Here is a 17,127-nt window from a genome sequence, read left to right on the forward strand (position 1 = left end):
CCTTGTCTTCTGACTGTCTGGTCCGCCGCGTCAGTGCGCGAGGCGGAACACCTGCACCACTTCCGTCAGCCGGCCGGCCTGGTCGCGCAGGCTCTGGGCGGCGGCCGCGCTCTGCTCCACCAGCGCCGCGTTCTGCTGCGTCATCTGGTCCAGCTGGTTCACCGCCACGTTCACCTGCCCTATCCCCTCGCTCTGCTCGCCCGCCGCCGCCGTGATCTCCCCAATGATGTCGCTCACCCGCTGCACCGAGCCCACGATCTCGCTCATCGTCTGCCCCGCATCGGCCACCAGCCTCGAGCCCGCGTCCACCCGCTCCACGCTCGCACCGATCAAGGCCTTGATCTCCTTGGCCGCCTCCGCGCTGCGCTGCGCCAGGTTCCTCACCTCCCCCGCCACCACCGCAAAACCCCGGCCCTGCTCGCCCGCCCTCGCCGCCTCCACCGCCGCGTTCAACGCCAGGATGTTCGTCTGGAAAGCGATCCCATCGATCACTCCAATGATGTCGTTGATCTTGCGCGAGCTGTGGTTGATCTCGTCCATCGTCGTCACCACCTGCGAGACCACCGTGCCCCCACGCGCGGCCACCTCCGCCGCCGTCGCCGCCAGCTGGTTCGCCTGGCGCGCCGAGTCCGCGCTCTGGCGCACCGTGCCCGTCAGCTGCTCCATGCTCGCCGCCGTCTCCTGCAGGTTGCTCGCCGTCTGCTCCGTGCGCGCGCTCAGGTCCTGGTTGCCCGTGGCGATTTCCTGCGACGCGGTGTCGATGCTGTCGGTGGCGCTGCGCACCAGGCTCACGGTGCGCGTGAGCGAGGTCTTCATGTCGCCGAGCGCGCGCAGCAGGTCACCCAATTCGTCGGTGCGCTCGGTGCGCACGTCGCGCCGCAGGTCGCCCGCGGCCACCTCGCGCGTCACGTCCACGGCCTGGGCCAGGGGCTGCGTCACCGAGCGCGTGATGCGCCAGGCCAGCACCATGGCCAGCCCGCCCGCGCTCAGGGCCAGCAGCATCAACAGGCCGATCTGGCGATTGACCGTGGCCTCGGACGCCGCCACGGCCTCGGCCACGGCGCGGTGCTGCAGCTCGAGCAGCTCGCGCTGCTTGGCGCCATAGGCGTCGGCCGCGGGCATGAGGCCACCGGTCAGCAACTGCTGCGCGCCGGCGGCATCGCCGTTCTTGAGCGTGTCGAAGTAGGTCTTGCGCACCGCCATGTAGGCCGCGCGGCGCTCGGCGATGTCCTTGAGCAGGGCCTTGCCCTGCTCGCTCTGGATCTCGGCCTCCAGCGTCTTCTGCACCACGCTGATGCGCTCGCTGACCTGGGACATCAGCGGCTTGAAGTAGCCGTCCACCGCCGGGTCGTTGCGCGACGTGGCCACGGCCATCACGCGGTTGATGTTGATCTGCGTGCTCATGAGCCATTCCTGCGTGAGGGCGGCCCGCCTGTCCATCTCGATCACGCGCGCGGTGGCGGCGTGCGAGGTCTTCAGGCCGTACCAGGCCACGGCGGTCAGGCCCGCCAACAGCATCAGCACCAGGGCAAAACCCAGGTACAGGCGGGGGCCGATCCGGAAACGGTTCACGACGTCCATCTTTCACTCACTCTCTGGGCACGGAAATAGGGGGTCGCACGGCCCGGGGGGGCCGTGCGGGCACCGTCAGAAGCTCTCCCACTCGCCCTCGGCCGATGCGGCCGCGGGCGCCACCACGCGCGGCGCGGGACGGGGTTCGGCGGCCGGTTTGCTGCCGACCACGGGTTTGCTCTCAGCCACGGGTTTGCTGTCGGCCGCGGGTTTGCTCTCGGCCGCGGCGCGCGTGGGCACGGGGGCGGTGGGCTTGGCCACTGCCGGCGCTCGGGCCACCAGCGGCGCACTCGGCGCGGGGGCCGGCGTGGGCGGGGGCGCGGCGTCGTGCCCGATGCGGAACACCTGCACCACCTGGGCCAGGCGGTCGGCCTGCTCCTTCAGGCTCTGGGCGGCGGCCGCGCTCTGCTCCACCAGCGCCGCGTTCTGCTGCGTCATCTGGTCCAGCTGGTTCACCGCCACGTTCACCTGCCCTATCCCCTCGCTCTGCTCGCCCGCCGCCGCCGTGATCTCCCCAATGATGTCGCTCACCCGCTGCACCGAACCCACGATCTCGCTCATCGTCTGCCCCGCATCGGCCACCAGCCTCGAGCCCGCGTCCACCCGCTCCACGCTCGCACCGATCAAGGCCTTGATCTCCTTGGCCGCCTCCGCGCTGCGCTGCGCCAGGTTCCTCACCTCCCCCGCCACCACCGCAAAACCCCGGCCCTGCTCGCCCGCCCTCGCCGCCTCCACCGCCGCGTTCAACGCCAGGATGTTCGTCTGGAACGCGATCCCATCGATCACACCAATGATGTCGTTGATCTTGCGCGAGCTGTGGTTGATCTCGTCCATCGTCGTCACCACCTGCGAGACCACCGTGCCCCCACGCGCGGCCACCTCCGCCGCCGTCGCCGCCAGCTGGTTCGCCTGGCGCGCCGAGTCCGCGCTCTGGCGCACCGTGCCCGTCAGCTGCTCCATGCTCGCCGCCGTCTCCTGCAGGTTGCTCGCCGTCTGCTCCGTGCGCGCGCTCAGGTCCTGGTTGCCCGTGGCGATTTCCTGCGACGCGGTGTTGATGCTGTCCGCCGCGGTGCGCAGCTGGCGCATCATGTCCAGGAAGCGCTGGCGCATGGCCTCGACCTCGGTCACCAGGGTGCCGAGTTCGTCGCGCCGCGTGGTGTGGAACGCCTGCGTGAGATCGCCCTGGGACACCGTGGTGACGGCGTTGGTGAGTTCGCGCAGCGGCGCGCTCACGCTGCGGCGGATCAGCGCGAACAGCCCGCCACCGAGCAGCAGCGTCGTGAGCACCAGCAGGCCCCAGAACAAGTACATCATGCGCCAGTGCGTGGCCATGGCTTCGTCGTCGGACACCTCGGCGATGACCCACCAACCGCTGGCGCTGGTGTCGCGCTTGACCGCCCAGGGCCGGGTGATCTGCGGATTGAACAGGGCGCTGGCGTGGCGCACAAAGACGTCCTGGCCTGCGCGCATCTCATCCATCATGGGGCCGGCCTCTGGGTTCACCTCCAGCACCTTCTTGCCAGCCAGCGCGGGCGGCGAGATGAACAAGGCCTCGGCGTTGGTGGCGCGCGGATCGACGATCACCGTGCCACCGGACTGAAAGTAGGTGGCGTCGGACACCAGCTTGTCCAACGAGGCCTGGAAGTCGCGAATGTCAAAACCGATGAACAGGATGCCGACCACCTGGCCGGCGGCGTCCTTCACGGGTTCGTAGTGCGTCATGTAGGCGGTGCCGAACAGCACGGCGCGGCCAGTGAAGGGCTTGCCCTGCAGCATCAGCGGGTACGCGGGGTGGTTGCGCGCCAGCGTGGTGCCGACGGCGCGCTCGCCGTTTTCCTTCTTCAGCGAGGTGCTGATCCGCTCGAAGTCGTCGCCCTTGCGCATGAAGATGGTGGCCACGCCGCCGTTGGCCAGGTGGAAGGAGTCGGCCTCGCTGTGGTCGCCGTTGAGCAGCATGCCCCAGCTCTTGAGCATGTTGTTGGCGACGTCGAGTTCGAAATGCTCGGCGAACTTCTTGCGATAGGGCTGGTAGGCCCGCTCGGTCATCATGCGCGCCGTCGCGTCGAAGGCGTCGACCGAGTCGGCCAGGGCCGCGGCCTTGTCGCCGGCGGCATCGGCCAGGCGCGTGCGCGAATTGCCTTCGACCACGAAGGCCAAACTGATGCTGATGATGGCCAGCGTACCAGCCAGCAGTGCCACAGCCTGCAGGGACAGGCGGCGTGCCACCGAGGCGCCGCTCTTGTTCTCTTGGGTGTTCTTGGCGGGGAACATGGTCTGGTGTCTCCTTCCACGGGATGGCCTTGCGGGCCGGGGTCGGGCTTACTGCAGCGACTGGGCGCCTTCGATCAGGCCCATGTCGGCGCTGGACATGAGGGCCTCGATGTCCATGAGGATCAGCATGCGTTCGCCCACGCTGGCGATGCCGGTGATGAAGCTGGTGTCGACCGAGGCGCTCATTTCGGGCGCCGGCTTGATCAGGTCACCGGCGAGTTCCAGCACATCGGAGACCGAATCGACCACGGCGCCGACCACGCGGCCGCGCACGTTGAGCACGATGACCACGGTGAAGCCGTTGTATTCGACCTTCTCGCAGCCCAGCTTGATGCGCAGGTCCACCACCGGCACGATCACGCCGCGCAGGTTGACCACGCCCTTGATGAAGCTCGGCGCGTTGGCGATGCGCGTGGGCTCTTCGTAGGAACGGATTTCCTGCACGCGCAGGATGTCGATGCCGTACTCCTCCGCGCCCAGGCGGAAGGTCAGGAACTCCGCGCTGGTGGCGGCCTGGGCGGCGGAGCGTGCGCCGTCTTCGCGGGCGATGTGGGTGGCTTCGTTGCGCATGTCCATGGCTGGCTGTCCTCTTGCAAGAAAGGAATGGGAATAGGGGTGAAGGGACTATCGGCCGGGGCGGGCCGGTCTGAAGTCGGAAAAAGGACGACAAACCCGGGCCTATCGGGCATCGGCGCGGTGCCTTGGCCGCAATCTGAGTACCAAAGCATTCGGTGGATCGCCCTGGCGGCCACCCGGGGGCGCGGCCTCTGCTAACTTCCGGCCATGCCCACCCACCTCGATCCCACCCCCGCCATCGACAGCGACCACCCGGCGATCCGTGCGTTTGCGCACGAACACGCGCGCGGCGGGTCGGTGCGCGAACGTTCGGTGGCGCTGTACCTGGCCGTGCGCGACCTGGTCCGCTACGACCCCTACCGCATCGACCTCTCGCCCGGCGGCATGCGCGCCAGCACCACGCTGCGCCTGGGTTATGGCTGGTGCGTGCCCAAGGCGGTGCTGATGGCGGCCGTGGCGCGCGCCGCCGGCATCCCGGCGCGGCTGGGCTTCGCCGACGTGAAGAACCACATGAGCACCGAGAAGCTGCGCCGCACCATGGGCAGCGACGTCTTCGTGTGGCACGGCTACACCGAACTCTGGATCGATGGCGCCTGGCGCAAGGCCACGCCGGCCTTCAACTTGTCCCTGTGCGAGAAGTTCGGCCTGCTGCCGCTGGAGTTCGATGGCGTGCACGACTCGCTGTACCACCCCTACGACCGGGCCGGCCAGCGCCACATGGAGTACGTGAACGAACGCGGCAGCTTCGACGATCTGCCGCTGGAGCGCATCACCGCCGACTTCGCGGTGATCTACCCGGGCTTCGGCCAGGCCGCGCCCGAAGGCGACTTCGCCGAGGACGCGGCGCGCGAGAACGCCGCGCCCTGAGGCAGCCCCTTACTTGGAGAAGCGGAACACGGCGGTGCTGGCCAGCAGGTTGGGCAGCGCGCGCACCTCGCGGCCTTCGTGCAGGCCGAAGCCATCTTCCACCGTGAGGCCATTGCGCCGCGCCAGCACCTCGAAGTCGGCGTAGGTGCCGACGCGGATGTTGGGCGTGTCGTACCACTGGTACGGCAGGCGCTTGGTCACCGGCATGCGGCCCTGCAGCACGGCCAGGCGATTGGGCCAGTGCGCGAAGTTGGGAAAGGCCACCACGCCGATGCGGCCCACGCGCGCGGTCTCGCGCAGCATGGTTTCGGCGTTGCGCAGGTGTTGCAGGGTGTCGATCTGCAGAACCACGTCGAAGGCGTTGTCGCCGAACATGGTCAGGCCCTCTTCGAGGTTGAGCTGCAGCACGTTGACCCCGCGCTGCAGGCAGGCCTGCACCTCGGCGTCATCGATTTCCACGCCGTAGCCCGTGCAGCCGCGCGTGGCCTGCAGGTGGGCCAGCATGGCGCCGTCGCCACAGCCCAGGTCGAGCACGCGCGAGCCCGGTGGCACCAGGCGGGCGATGGAGTCGAGGACATGGCGTTCGGTCATGAGGAAACCTCCGCGCCGGGCGCCGCGGTGTGAGTGCCTTCAGATGGCCGGGCGGCGCCCATCGCGCCCCCGCCAACGGTGTGCTGGAAGAAGCTGCGCACGGCCGCGTGGTAGCGCGGGTCGTCGAGCAGGAAGGCATCGTGGCCGTGCGGCGCGTCGATCTCGCAGTAGCTGACCTCGCGGCGGTTGTCGAGCAGGGCCTTGACGATCTCGCGGCTGCGGGCGGGCGAGAAGCGCCAGTCGGTGCTGAAGCTCACGAGCAGGAACTTGGCCTGCGCGCGCGCCAGCGCGGCCGCCAGCCGGCCACCGTGCTCGCGCGCGGGGTCGAAGTAGTCGAGCGCGCGCGTGATGAGCAGGTAGGTGTTGGCGTCGAAGTACTCGCTGAACTTGTCGCCCTGGTAGCGCAGGTAGCTCTCGATCTGGAACTCCACGTCCTGGGTGGTGTAGCGGTAGGCCAGCTCGGCCACGCCTGCCGGGTCCTCGCCGTCGGCGGCGCGCAGCGCGCGGCCGAACTTCTCGTTCATCACGTCGTCGCTGAGGTAGGTGATGTGGCCGATCATGCGGGCAATGCGCAGGCCGCGGCGCGGCAGGGTGCCGTGGCGCTGGTAGTGGCCGCCGTGGAAATCCGGGTCGGTCACGATGGCGCGGCGCGCCACCTCGTTGAAGGCAATGTTCTCGGCCGTGAGGTTGGGCGCGCTGGCCACCACCACGGCGTGGCGCACGCGTTGCGGGTACTGCAGCGTCCAGGCCAGGGCCTGCATGCCGCCCAGGCTGCCCCCCATCACGGCGGCCAGGGTGTCGATGCCCATGGCGTCGAGCAGGCGGGCCTGCGCCTCCACCCAGTCCTCCACCGTGACCACGGGAAAGTCCGCGCCCCAGGCCTGGCCGGTGGCCGGGTTGGTGTGCGTGGGCCCGGTGGAGCCGAAACACGAGCCCAGGTTGTTGACGCCGATGACGAAGAAGCGGTCGGTGTCTACGGGTTTACCCGGACCGATCATGTTGTTCCACCAGCCCTCGCTGCGCGCCAGCGGCTGGCCGCTGGCATCGGCGTGCCAGCCCGCGACGTGGTGCGAGGCATTCAGCGCGTGGCAGACCAGCACGGCATTGGACTTGTCGGCGTTGAGGCTGCCGTAGGTCTCGACCACCAGCTCGTAGGCCGGCAGCACGGCCCCGCTGCGCAGGGCAAGCGGCTGGTCGAAGCGGTAGGTGACGGGGGTGACGATCAAGCTCGTTCCCTGCTCGCGCAGGGCCTGGAAACAGAAAACCCGGTGAGCCAAAAGGCAGACCGGGCATCTCCGAGCTCCCTTTAGCGGCATTTGTTGAGCGCCCGCAATCCGGATCAAATCGGCGCTGAGCGGCAGTATAAGCGCCCGGCATGTTGTAACCACGCATCGGCAGGGGGTTTGACTTGCATCCTCCGGAAATTTGTCACCGACTTTCCGACGATCGGCGCATAATGCCTCGGCGTGCCGCCAGATCGGCCGCATGTCAAGTGATCGGTTGGTTTCGTGCGCTGCATTCCTGTGCCGGACGACGGGGCTCCATCGCTTCTTACCTTGTGTTTTAGGAGTCCCTCGAATGGGCAACAAACTTTATGTCGGCAACCTGCCGTACACGGTGCGCGACGAAGACCTGCAACAGGCCTTCTCGGCTTTCGGTGCTGTCAACAGCGCCAAGGTCATGATGGAGCGCGAGACCGGCCGCTCCAAAGGTTTCGGCTTTGTCGAGATGGGCAGCGACTCTGAGGCGCAGTCGGCCATTCAGGGCATGAACGGCCAGTCGCTCGGCGGCCGCAGCCTGGTGGTGAACGAAGCGCGCCCGATGGAGCCGCGTCCCCCGCGCAGCGGTGGCGGCGGCTTCGGCGGCGGCCGTCGCGAAGGCGGCTTCGGTGGTGGTGGCCAGGACGGCGGCTTCCGCAGCCCCTACGGCGGTGGCGGTCGTCGCGACGGCGGCGGTGGCCGCGGCGGCTACTGATCTCCCGAGCGAGCGAACCCCGCTCACCGGCAAACCCCGCGACGACCTCGCGGGGTTTTTGTTTTTCAGCGCCCTTCGCCCGCGCGGTGCTTGCGCGGGCGGCCCTGCAAGGCGCGGTCGAACCAGGCGTTGGGCAGCAGGCGCAGCAGCTTGGCGAGCACGCCCATCTGCCAGGGGATGACGCGGTAGCTGACCCGCTCGGCGATGGCCCGGAAGGCGCGCTCGGCGAAGGCCTCGGGCGTCATGAGAAAGGGCATGGGGTAGCGGTTCTCGCGCGTGAGCGGGGTGTCCACGTAGCCGGGCAGCAAGGTCACCACCGCCACGCCGCTGCCGCGCAGCTCGCCGCGCAGGCTCTCGCAGTAGCTCACCACGGCGGCCTTGCTGCCGCAGTAAGCGCCGTGCCCCGGCAGGCCGCGGATGGCGGCCACGCTGGCGATGCCCACGAGCGCCCCGCTGCCGCGCGCGCGCATGGCCCGCACGAAAGGGTGGAAGGTGGCGGCCATGCCCACGTTGTTGGTGGCGAAGGTGCGGCTCAGCACGTCCAGGTCGTCGCGCTCGCCGGTGTCCATGCCCACGCTGATGCCGGCGTTGGCGATCACCACGTCCGGCAGACCCTGTCCGGTCAGGCAGGCCTGGCCGGCGGCCACGATGCTGTCGGTCTGCGCCACGTCGGCGCCGTAGACGCGGCAACGATCGGCCCCGTATCCCTGGGCGTCGGCCCAGGCCTGCAAATCGGCGGTGCGGCGCGCCACCAGGGCGAGGCGGTAGCCGGCCCGGGCGAAGCGCGCGGCCAGCGCCTGGCCGATGCCACTCGAGGCGCCGGTGATGAAGACCAGGGGAGCGGCGTTGGCGGGCGTCATGGCGTGGTCCGGGGCAGGAGCTGGACGCGCACGCGCCCGCGGAAGTCGGCGATCTGCTGGTCGCCGCGGTAGTCCAGGGTTTGCGCGGTGATGCGATCGCCGTTGCGCAGCAGCTCGACCGGGTGGTCCGACGTCACGCGCTCGACCGGCTCGAGTTCCACGCGCAGGAAGTCGCCGCGAAACTCCAGCCGCGGCAGGGGATCGCCGGCCTGGGACTTGCCCCCCTCACGCACCACCACCGCATCGCCTTCCAGCACGAAAACGGTGTTGTCGGCGTTGGTGGTCACGCGGTGCGCGGTGGCGCGCATCACGGCGCCCGACTCGGCCAGGTTGCGGATGCGCGCGTTGTCGATTTCCACCCGGTCGTCGTCGGGGTGGTGGCGGGCTTCATCGCCCACCACCTCGGCCCGCAGCTGGCCGGCCAGATCGAAGGACTTCACCGAAAAGCGGCGCATGAAGTAGTCGGGTTCGCCACTCACCGGCCGCTCGGGCTGCGGCTCGGGCGCAGGAGGCGTGGCGCGCAGCAGCCAGTACGAGGCCAGCGCCAGCAGGCCCATGAGCATGATGGGCAGGTAGATGGACAGCCGGTCCCACCACGGAGCGGGGCGCCGGCGCGGCGCGGGCGGCGCGCTGCGGTCCAGGCCCGGGATGAGGTCGAAGTCGTCGTCGGCGCTCACCGGGCGGCGGCCTCGAGCTCGGCCGCGTAGGCGCCACGCGCCATCAGCAGCAGGTCGCAGAACTCGCGCGCGGCGCCTTCGCCGGCGGCGCGGCGCGTGACGTGGTGGGCGATCGCGCGCACCTCGTCGTGCGCGGCCGGTGGCGCCGCGGCCAGGGCGGCGCGCCGCAGCAGGGGCAGATCGGGCCAGTCGTCGCCCATGGCAGCCGCGGCCTCCCAGCCCAGGCCCAGCTCGGCCAGGATGGATTCGGCAGCGGGCGCCTTGTCTTCGGTGCCCAGGCGCAGGTGGGTGACGCCGAGCGCGGACAGGCGCTGGCGCAGGGGTTTGCCATCGCGCCCGCTGACCACGGCGGGCGTGATCCCGTGGCGTTGCAGCAGCTTCAGGCCATGGCCGTCGAGCGTGTGGAAACGCTTGAGTGTTTCGCCCGATTCACCGAAGTACAGGCCGCCATCGGTGAGCACGCCGTCGACGTCGAAGAAGGCCACGCGCACGGGCTGGGCGCGCAACAGCAGCTCGGGGGCAAACAGCAAGACGGGCGCCATCAGATCACCTTCGCGCGCATGAGGTCGTTGCTGTTGAGCGCGCCGACGAGGCGGCCGGCCGCGTCCACCACCAGCAGACTGGTGATGCTGTGCGCCTCCATGAGTTCGGCGGCCTCCACCGCCAGGGCGTCCTCGCGCACGGTGCGCGGCCCGGCATGCATGACCTCGCGCGCGCTGAGCGCGCGCAGGTCGGCACCGCTGCCCGCGCGCTCGATCAGGCGGCGCAGGTCGCCGTCGGTGAAGACGCCGACGGCGCGCTCGCCGTCGACGATGGCGCTCATGCCCAGGCCCTTGGCGCTGATCTCGCGCATGAGGTCCATCAGCGACGCCTCGGGCACCACGCGTGGCACGGCTTCGCCGCGGCGCATCACGTCGCCCACGTGGGTGAGCAGCTTGCGGCCCAGCGCGCCGCCCGGGTGCGAGCGCGCGAAGTCGTCGGCGCGAAAGCCGCGCGCGTCGAGCAGCGAGACCGCCAGCGCGTCGCCCAGCGCGAGCTGGGCCGTGGTGCTGGCCGTGGGCGCGAGGTTGTGCGGGCAGGCCTCTTTGTCGACCGAGGTGTCGAGCACCACGTCGGCGTGGCGCCCCAGCGTGGACGCCGCGCGGCCGGTGAGCGCCACCAGCGGCACGCCCATGCGTTTGATCAGCGGCAGGATGGCGGTGAGCTCCTCGCTCTCGCCGCTGTTGCTGATCGCCAGCACCAGGTCGTGGGCGGTGATCATGCCCAGGTCGCCATGGCTGGCCTCGGCCGGGTGCACGAACATGGCGGGCGTGCCGGTGGAGGCCAGGGTGGCCGCGATCTTGCGACCGATGTGGCCGCTTTTGCCCATGCCCATCACGACCACGCGGCCGGTGCAGGCGAACATGCGCCGCACGGCATCGGCGAAGCGGTCGTCGACACGCCCGGCCAGGGCCGCGACGGCGGAGGCCTCGATGGCCAGGGTTTCGCGCGCGAGGCGCTGGGCGCGTTCGGGGTCGACGGCAGGGGCGGCGGGCATCGAGGGATTATCGCGTCGTCTCCGATAATCCCCGGCATGGACACCGCCGCCTACCTGCGTTCGCACATCCGCACCGTGCCCGACTGGCCCGCTCCGGGCGTGATGTTCCGCGACATCACCCCGCTGCTGCAGGACCCCAAGGTTTTTCGCGTGCTCATCGACACCTTCGTGCACCGCTACATGGACCCGGCCCTGCGCCCGACCGTGGTGGCGGGCCTGGACGCGCGCGGCTTCATCATCGGCTCGGTGCTGGCCTACGAGCTGGGCGTGGGCTTCGTGCCCATCCGCAAGAAGGGCAAGCTGCCCTTCAACACCGTGGAAGAAACCTACGAACTCGAATACGGCAGCGCCACAGTGGAGCTGCACACCGACGCCGTGAAAGCCGGCGACCGCGTGCTGCTGATCGACGACCTGATCGCCACCGGCGGCACCATGATGGCCGGTCGCCGCCTGCTGGAGAAGCTGGGCGCCGAGGTGACCGAGGGCGCGGCCATCGTCGACCTGCCGGAACTGGGCGGTTCGACCAAGCTGCGCGACAGCGGCTTGGCGCTGTTCACGCTGATCGACTTCGACGGGCACTGAGCGGCGGCGCGGGCCGCCCGGTGCGGCTCAGAGCTTGCCGTGCTGCGTGTCGCTGAGCGCGGCGAAATCACTCACCGCCTCGGGCGTGGGCATGGGCAGCTGGGGCTCCTTGGGGTGCCGCATGGTCGCGGCGGGCAGCGAAGTGATGGCCTCGCGGAAGGCGCGCACCTCGTCCTCGCTCACGGCCTGTGCGGGCGCACGGCTGGCGGACACGCTCGGGCGTGGGATGGAGGTGTCCGGCGCTTCGCGGCGCGTCTGCGCCGGCACCGCCGCGCGCAGCGCCTGTCCCACCTGCTCGGGCGTGGCCTTGCGGCGCCAGTACACGCCGCGCACGTCCATCGCGTGCCGGCTCTTGGCGCTTTGCTGGATCCAGCGCTCGATTTCGAGCAGGAATTCGTCGGGCATGGCCTGGGCGGGCAGCGCCAGGTCCACCAGTGCGATGAAGGTGTCGCCGTTGGCGTCGAGGTTGAGCACCTTGAACGAGTAGCTGGTGGACAGCACGCCGCCCCGGATGAGCGATTCGCGCACCACCCCGAACAGCTGCTCGCGCCGCAGCAGGCGCCGACCCCGCCGCGGCGAGATCAGCGGCATGGTGGTTTCGCGAAAGGCGTGGCGCGCGCGCGCGAATGCGCCTTTGCCCGACAACGGTTTGCGGGCCGACAACCAGTTCAGAAACGACATGTTGAGGGTGGAGATCACGTGGCGACGGGTTCGAAGAAGGTACGGGGCCGAAACACCGGGGAGCGCTAGGCAGCCATCGAGTGGCCTCAGGTCACGGCCACGCGCTTGGGTTTGTTGTACATGCGCCGCGCCAGCACGGCCGACATGGCCACGGTCAGTTCCAGGGCGATCTGCGGATGCCGCACGCTCAGCTCGCGAAAGCGCAGCGGCGTGAGGCACCAGAGCCGGCAGTCGCTGCCCGCGTTGACGGTGGCGCTGCGCGGCAGGTGACTGAAGAAGGCGCCTTCGCCCAGCAGCGAACCCGCGCCCACCACGGCGATGCGCACACGCTCTTTCGCGTCCTCGTAGTGCACGGTGAGGGTGCCGCTCTCGACGAAGTAGACGGTGCGGTCCTTCACGCCCTGTTCGATGAGCACCTGGCCCTGCTGCAAGGCCACCGGCTGCATGTAGTTGGCCAGCGTCACCCAGTGCGCGTCGCTCAGGTTCAAGGGCACCGCGTCCAGGGCGCTGCTGTGGCGCATGGCCTGCGCCAGGTGCTGGATGTCGAAGCGCGCGGGGGCGGCGGTGGAGGCACTCATGCGCGAAGTGAACCGCAGCGCGGCGCCCGGCGCAACACCGGCGTAACCCATCCTTACAGATCGGTTCCCAGCGGCGCGGCACAACCCGTGAACGGCGGCACGGAAAGCTATTTGCCGATGCAAAAACGCGAAAAGATGACGCCCAGCAGATCGTCGGCCGTGAACTCGCCGGTGATTTCGCCCAGCGCCTGTTGCGCGAGGCGCAGTTCCTCGGCGAGCAGGTCGAGCTGCGCGGCGGCCTCGCGCAGGCGCGCATCGGCCTGCTCCAGGTGCCCCTCGACGCGCGCGAGCGCCTGCAGGTGCCGCTCACGCGCCATGAAGAGGCCGTCGCCGCCCGGCTGCCAGCCGGCGAGCCGCAGCAGGCGCTGGCGCAGCGCGTCCAGCCCCGTGCCACGCTTGGCCGACAAGGCGATGTCGTCGGGGCCCTGGGGCGCGCCGCCGGCCTGGTCGAGCTTGTTCCACACGTGCAGCACGGGCACGCCGGCGGGCAGGCCGCGCGCGATGTTGGCGTCGGCGTAGCGGTAGCGCGGCTCGCCCCAGCGCGTGAGGTCGTGCAGGAACAGCACGGCATCGGCGCCCCGGATGCGCTGCCAGGCGCGCTCGATGCCGATGCGCTCGACCTCGTCCACCTCGGGGCTGTCGCGCAGGCCAGCGGTGTCGGTCACGTGCACGGGCACGCCCTCGATCTGGATGGTCTGCTGCACCACGTCGCGCGTGGTGCCCGCGATCGGCGTGACGATGGCCAGTTCGGCCCCCGCCAGCGCGTTGAGCAGCGAGCTCTTGCCCGCGTTGGGCTGGCCGGCGATCACCACCTGCAGGCCGTCGCGCAGCAGGGCGCCCTGCCGCGCCTCGGCGCGCAGCACGGCCAGCGCCTCGCGCAGCCGATCGAGCTGGCCCTGGGCGTCGGCCTTCTGCAGGAAGTCGATGTCTTCCTCGGGAAAGTCCAGCGTGGCCTCGACCAGCATGCGCAGGTTCGTGAGCGCCTCCTGCAGGGTGTGCACGCGCCGCGAAAACGCGCCGTCGAGCGAGCGCGCGGCGCTGCGTGCGGCGGCCTCGGTGCTGGCGTCGATCAGATCGGCCACGGCCTCGGCCTGCGCGAGATCGAGCTTGTCATTGAGGAAGGCGCGCTCGGTGAATTCGCCCGCGCGCGCCAGCCGCAGGCCGGGCAGGGCGGTGTGCGCCACCTCCAGGCAACGCGCCAGCAGCAACTGCAGCACCACGGGGCCGCCATGGCCCTGCAGTTCAAGAACGTCTTCGCCGGTGTACGAGTGGGGCGCGGGAAACCACAAGGACAGCCCGTGGTCGATGGGCTGGCCGTCGACCCCACGCCAGGGCCCGTAGGTGGCCTCGCGCGGCTTCAGATCGCGCCCGAGCAGCGCGCGCACGAAGGGCGCCAGGCCCTTGCCCGACACCCGCACGATGCCCACGCCGCCGCGGCCGGGGGCCGTGGCGATGGCGGCGATGGGATCAGCGTGATGCGGAAGCATAAAAACCGTGGCGCGCCAGCCCTCAACCCAGAGACACCACGGAACCGGCGTCACCGGGCCGTGGTGTGGACCCCCTTCAAGGGGGAAGCCGCAAAGCGGCGCAGGGGCTTACTTGAATTTCGGCAGGTTGAACTTCAGCGGCACACCCATGCGGCGGTTGATGTGCGCCTGCTGCGCGATCGTCAGCACGTTGTTCGTGATCCAGTAGAGCACCAGGCCCGACGGGAAGAAGAAGAACATCACCGAGAACACCAGCGGCATCATCCACATCAGCTTGGCCTGCAGCGGGTCGGGCGGCAGCGGATTCAGCGCCGTCTGCACCATGGTGGTGATGGCCATCACCAGCGGCAGGATGTAGAACGGGTCGGGCGAGGACAGGTCGTGGATCCAGCCGATCCACGGCGCGTTGCGCATCTCCACGCTGGACAGCAGCACCCAGTAGAGCGCGATGAACACGGGAATCTGGATCAGGATGGGGAAGCAGCCGCCCAGAGGATTGACCTTCTCCTCGCGGTAGATCTTCATCATCTCCTGCTGCATCTGCTGCGGGTTGCTCTTGAGGCGCTCGCGCATTTCCATGATGCGCGGGTTGATCGCCTTCATCTTGGCCATGCTGCGGTAGGCGCTGGCGTTGAGCCAGTAGAACGCCGCCTTGATCAGCACCACGAGCAGCACGATGGCCCAGCCCCAGTTGCCCACGAAACCGTGGATCTTCTCGAGCAGCCAGTACAGCGGCTTGGCCAGGATGGTGAGCCAGCCGTAGTCCTTGACCAGCTCCAGGCCGGGGGCCAGGGTCTCGAGCTTCTTCTCGTCCTGCGGGCCCACGAACAGGCGCGCCTGCACGGTCTGCGACTGGCCCGGCGCGATGGCCGGCAGCGAGGCCAGGCTGCCCACGGAGTAGAGGTTGTCGGCCACCTGGCGCACGAAGTTCTCGCGCGCCACGCCGGCGTCGAGCAGCCAGGCGGTGGCGAAGTAGTGCTGCACCATGGCCACATAGCCGTCGGTGGCATTCTTCACGTAGGTGGCCTTGTCGCCCGCCACGTTCTTGAACTCGATCTTCTGGAACTTGTGCTCCGTCGTGTACACGGCGGGGCCGGTGAAGGTCGAGTAGAAGGGCGTCTGGCTTTCCACGGTGCTGCCGTCGCGCACCAGCTGGCGGTAGAGCTGCGGGCTGACCGGCGCGCTGCCGACGTTGCGCACCTCATGCTGCACGCCGATGTCGTAGTGGCCGCGCTTGAGCGTGTAGGTGGTGATCAGCTGCACGCCGCCCACCTCGGCGGATTCGTAGCGCACCTGCAGCGAATCCTGGCCGTCGGCCAGGGCCGTGGGCGCGCCGCCCACCAGCGCCATTGGCGTCTTGTGGGTGGGGAAGTTGCCCCCCACCAGGCCGCTCTGCGCCACGTAGGTGCGTTGGGCGGTCTGCGACAGCAAGGTGAAGGGCGTCTTGATGTCGCGGTCGGCCCCGCCGGAGGCCTGCGCGTGCTTGAGCAACTGCGCGCCGACCAGGGCGCCGCCTTCGCTGCTGAAGCTCAGGCGCAGCACATCGGTGGAGACCTCGTGGCGCGTGGCCGCGGCCGGCGCGCTGGCGTCGGCGCCCGGCACCGCGCTGGCACCGGCCGAGGACGGATGGGTCGAGGCGCTGGGCAGCGACGCGTCGGCCTTCGGCGCGGGCGCGCCCTGGGCGGGCGCGGTCACGGCCGGCGGCGTGCTGCTGGGAAAGAACGTGGCGGGCTTGCCGTTGTGGATCTGCCATTTGTCCCAGATGAGGACCATGGCGAAACCGAACACCACCCACAGGATGGAGCGACGAATGTCATTCATGACGCGTTCTTGTTTTCGGGGTTTCGGGGAAGCAGGCGCGTGAACAGGCCATCGGGCCGCTCGGCGGGCACCGGGTCGTGGCCGCCCTCGCACCAGGGGTGGCAACGCGCGAGCCGGCCCAGCGTGAGCCGGCTGCCCGCAAGCGCACCGTGGCGCCGCAGCGCGTCCAGCGCGTAGGCGGAGCAGGTGGGTTCGAAGCGGCAGCCGCTGCCCAGCCAGGGACTGAGCAGCAGCCGGTAGCCCTGCACCAGGGCGATCAGCGCACGGCGGGGCAGGTCACGCCACATGGCCGCGGGGCGGGTTGGGCGCGGAGGCGCGCGACCACAGGCTGATCAGCTCGGCGCGCACGGCGCCGCGCAGCGCGTCGGAGCGGGCGCTGATGAAGCGTTTCGGATCAAAGGCCCCGCGCAGGCGCACCACATGCGCGGCCACGGGCAAGCCCTCCGCCGCTGGCGCGGTGGCGTAGATCTGGCGGCGGATGGTGTTGCGGGTGACCGCCCGGCGGGCCCAGCGCTTGGGAATCAGCACGCCGAGCCAGGGGTCGGCGACAGGAAACAGCGCGGCCTGAGCCTCGGCCTCGTCGAGAACGAGGCGGTGAAGGGCGAAATGGGGGGTCTTGGCCACCGGGGCGCTGGCCAGCACAGCCTGGAACTGGGGCCGGGTCCGCAGCCGCTGGATCACCGGCGGGCTAGGCTGAACCGACTCAGACCGACAGGCGCTTGCGGCCCTTGGCGCGGCGGGCGTTGATGACCGCGCGGCCGCCACGCGTCTTCATGCGCACGAGGAAGCCGTGGGTGCGGGCGCGGCGGATCTTGGAGGGTTGATAGGTGCGTTTCATGATGAGGGCTCTGAAATCGGGGAAACCCGCAATTATCGCCAGAAACCCCCCTTTGCGGCAAGCCAGTGCGGATAGACCCGCATCCGGCCGGTGCGGCGTCGGGCGTTCTGGGATCGCCCGGTGGCGCTTGTGGATAACTGCCGCGCGTGCCTACAATGCGCGCCCTGGGGCCACGCCCCTTGTCCACAACTACAAACCGTCTCCCGTCTTCCCGA

At 69.8% G+C, this 17,127-nt stretch carries 19 protein-coding genes; 3 read left to right on the top strand and 16 right to left on the bottom strand.

The window, feature by feature from the left end; all coding sequences use genetic code 11:
- Nucleotides 1–30: 30 nt before the first annotated feature.
- From SOM08_RS22370 to SOM08_RS22380, 3 genes are all read right to left on the bottom strand, one after another.
- Nucleotides 31–1,581, bottom strand: coding sequence for a methyl-accepting chemotaxis protein (locus SOM08_RS22370; protein WP_322469789.1), 1,551 nt, complete (start codon nucleotides 1,579–1,581; stop codon nucleotides 31–33).
- 66 nt (nucleotides 1,582–1,647) lie between these two features.
- A complete protein-coding gene (locus SOM08_RS22375; RefSeq protein ID WP_322469790.1) occupies nucleotides 1,648–3,843 on the bottom strand; it encodes a methyl-accepting chemotaxis protein in 2,196 nt (731 codons plus the stop codon).
- Between the two features lie 48 nt (nucleotides 3,844–3,891).
- On the bottom strand, nucleotides 3,892–4,419 hold the full coding sequence (locus SOM08_RS22380; RefSeq protein ID WP_116959239.1) for a chemotaxis protein CheW: 528 nt from the start codon (nucleotides 4,417–4,419) through the stop codon (nucleotides 3,892–3,894).
- Between the two features lie 207 nt (nucleotides 4,420–4,626).
- On the opposite strand from SOM08_RS22380, the gene SOM08_RS22385 reads away from it, so the two are divergent.
- Entirely contained in the window at nucleotides 4,627–5,286 is a 660-nt protein-coding gene (locus SOM08_RS22385) for a transglutaminase family protein (RefSeq protein ID WP_322469791.1), read from the top strand.
- A 9-nt stretch (nucleotides 5,287–5,295) separates the two neighbouring features.
- Here SOM08_RS22385 and metW read toward each other — a convergent pair whose 3' ends face one another.
- Nucleotides 5,296–5,877, bottom strand: coding sequence for a methionine biosynthesis protein MetW (gene metW / locus SOM08_RS22390; RefSeq protein ID WP_116959235.1), 582 nt, complete (start codon nucleotides 5,875–5,877; stop codon nucleotides 5,296–5,298).
- The gene (gene metX / locus SOM08_RS22395; RefSeq protein WP_245980959.1) at nucleotides 5,874–7,103 is read right to left on the bottom strand and encodes a homoserine O-succinyltransferase MetX; all 1,230 of its coding nucleotides are present in this window, start codon (nucleotides 7,101–7,103) and stop codon (nucleotides 5,874–5,876) included. Before metX ends, metW begins: the two co-directional genes overlap by 4 nt.
- Nucleotides 7,104–7,455: 352 nt before the next feature.
- On the opposite strand from metX, the gene SOM08_RS22400 reads away from it, so the two are divergent.
- Nucleotides 7,456–7,851 carry an RNA recognition motif domain-containing protein gene (locus tag SOM08_RS22400; protein WP_116959233.1) on the top strand — a complete coding sequence of 132 codons (396 nt, stop codon included), beginning with the start codon at nucleotides 7,456–7,458 and terminating at the stop codon, nucleotides 7,849–7,851.
- A 65-nt stretch (nucleotides 7,852–7,916) separates the two neighbouring features.
- Here SOM08_RS22400 and SOM08_RS22405 read toward each other — a convergent pair whose 3' ends face one another.
- From SOM08_RS22405 to SOM08_RS22420, 4 genes are read right to left on the bottom strand one after another with little or no spacing between them, the layout of a single operon-like run.
- On the bottom strand, nucleotides 7,917–8,711 hold the full coding sequence (locus SOM08_RS22405) for an SDR family oxidoreductase (RefSeq protein ID WP_322469792.1): 795 nt from the start codon (nucleotides 8,709–8,711) through the stop codon (nucleotides 7,917–7,919).
- Nucleotides 8,708–9,388, bottom strand: coding sequence for an LPS export ABC transporter periplasmic protein LptC (gene lptC, locus SOM08_RS22410; protein WP_245980957.1), 681 nt, complete (start codon nucleotides 9,386–9,388; stop codon nucleotides 8,708–8,710). The genes SOM08_RS22405 and lptC overlap by 4 nt, the downstream gene beginning before the upstream one ends.
- Nucleotides 9,385–9,930 (bottom strand): KdsC family phosphatase, encoded by a 546-nt coding sequence (locus SOM08_RS22415; protein WP_116959230.1) that lies wholly within the window; start codon nucleotides 9,928–9,930, stop codon nucleotides 9,385–9,387. The genes lptC and SOM08_RS22415 overlap by 4 nt, the downstream gene beginning before the upstream one ends.
- A complete protein-coding gene (locus SOM08_RS22420; RefSeq protein ID WP_322469793.1) occupies nucleotides 9,930–10,925 on the bottom strand; it encodes a KpsF/GutQ family sugar-phosphate isomerase in 996 nt (331 codons plus the stop codon). The genes SOM08_RS22415 and SOM08_RS22420 overlap by 1 nt, the downstream gene beginning before the upstream one ends.
- A 36-nt stretch (nucleotides 10,926–10,961) precedes the next feature.
- Here SOM08_RS22420 and SOM08_RS22425 point away from each other — a divergent pair, with 36 nt between their 5' ends.
- Entirely contained in the window at nucleotides 10,962–11,507 is a 546-nt protein-coding gene (locus SOM08_RS22425; RefSeq protein WP_116959226.1) for an adenine phosphoribosyltransferase, read from the top strand.
- A 27-nt stretch (nucleotides 11,508–11,534) separates the two neighbouring features.
- On the opposite strand, the gene SOM08_RS22430 is transcribed toward SOM08_RS22425, so the two are convergent.
- From SOM08_RS22430 to rpmH, 7 genes are all read right to left on the bottom strand, one after another.
- Complete coding sequence (locus tag SOM08_RS22430; protein ID WP_116959224.1) at nucleotides 11,535–12,206, bottom strand: hypothetical protein; 672 nt, start codon at nucleotides 12,204–12,206, stop codon at nucleotides 11,535–11,537.
- Nucleotides 12,207–12,274: 68 nt separating this feature from the next.
- Complete coding sequence (locus SOM08_RS22435; RefSeq protein ID WP_116959293.1) at nucleotides 12,275–12,766, bottom strand: Crp/Fnr family transcriptional regulator; 492 nt, start codon at nucleotides 12,764–12,766, stop codon at nucleotides 12,275–12,277.
- 107 nt (nucleotides 12,767–12,873) lie between these two features.
- The gene (gene mnmE, locus SOM08_RS22440) at nucleotides 12,874–14,253 is read right to left on the bottom strand and encodes a tRNA uridine-5-carboxymethylaminomethyl(34) synthesis GTPase MnmE (RefSeq protein WP_116959222.1); all 1,380 of its coding nucleotides are present in this window, start codon (nucleotides 14,251–14,253) and stop codon (nucleotides 12,874–12,876) included.
- Between the two features lie 108 nt (nucleotides 14,254–14,361).
- Nucleotides 14,362–16,074: a membrane protein insertase YidC gene (gene yidC / locus SOM08_RS22445; RefSeq protein WP_322469794.1), complete on the bottom strand. Its 1,713-nt coding sequence runs from the start codon at nucleotides 16,072–16,074 to the stop codon at nucleotides 14,362–14,364.
- The gene (yidD, locus tag SOM08_RS22450; protein WP_245980956.1) at nucleotides 16,071–16,361 is read right to left on the bottom strand and encodes a membrane protein insertion efficiency factor YidD; all 291 of its coding nucleotides are present in this window, start codon (nucleotides 16,359–16,361) and stop codon (nucleotides 16,071–16,073) included. Before yidD ends, yidC begins: the two co-directional genes overlap by 4 nt.
- Entirely contained in the window at nucleotides 16,351–16,752 is a 402-nt protein-coding gene (locus tag SOM08_RS22455) for a ribonuclease P protein component (protein WP_116959289.1), read from the bottom strand. Before SOM08_RS22455 ends, yidD begins: the two co-directional genes overlap by 11 nt.
- Before the next feature lie 25 nt (nucleotides 16,753–16,777).
- Nucleotides 16,778–16,912 carry a 50S ribosomal protein L34 gene (rpmH, locus tag SOM08_RS22460; RefSeq protein ID WP_070399696.1) on the bottom strand — a complete coding sequence of 45 codons (135 nt, stop codon included), beginning with the start codon at nucleotides 16,910–16,912 and terminating at the stop codon, nucleotides 16,778–16,780.
- Nucleotides 16,913–17,127: the final 215 nt, after the last annotated feature.

Source organism: Hydrogenophaga sp. SNF1 (genome assembly GCF_034421675.1).
Classification (GTDB): domain Bacteria; phylum Pseudomonadota; class Gammaproteobacteria; order Burkholderiales; family Burkholderiaceae_C; genus Hydrogenophaga; species Hydrogenophaga borbori.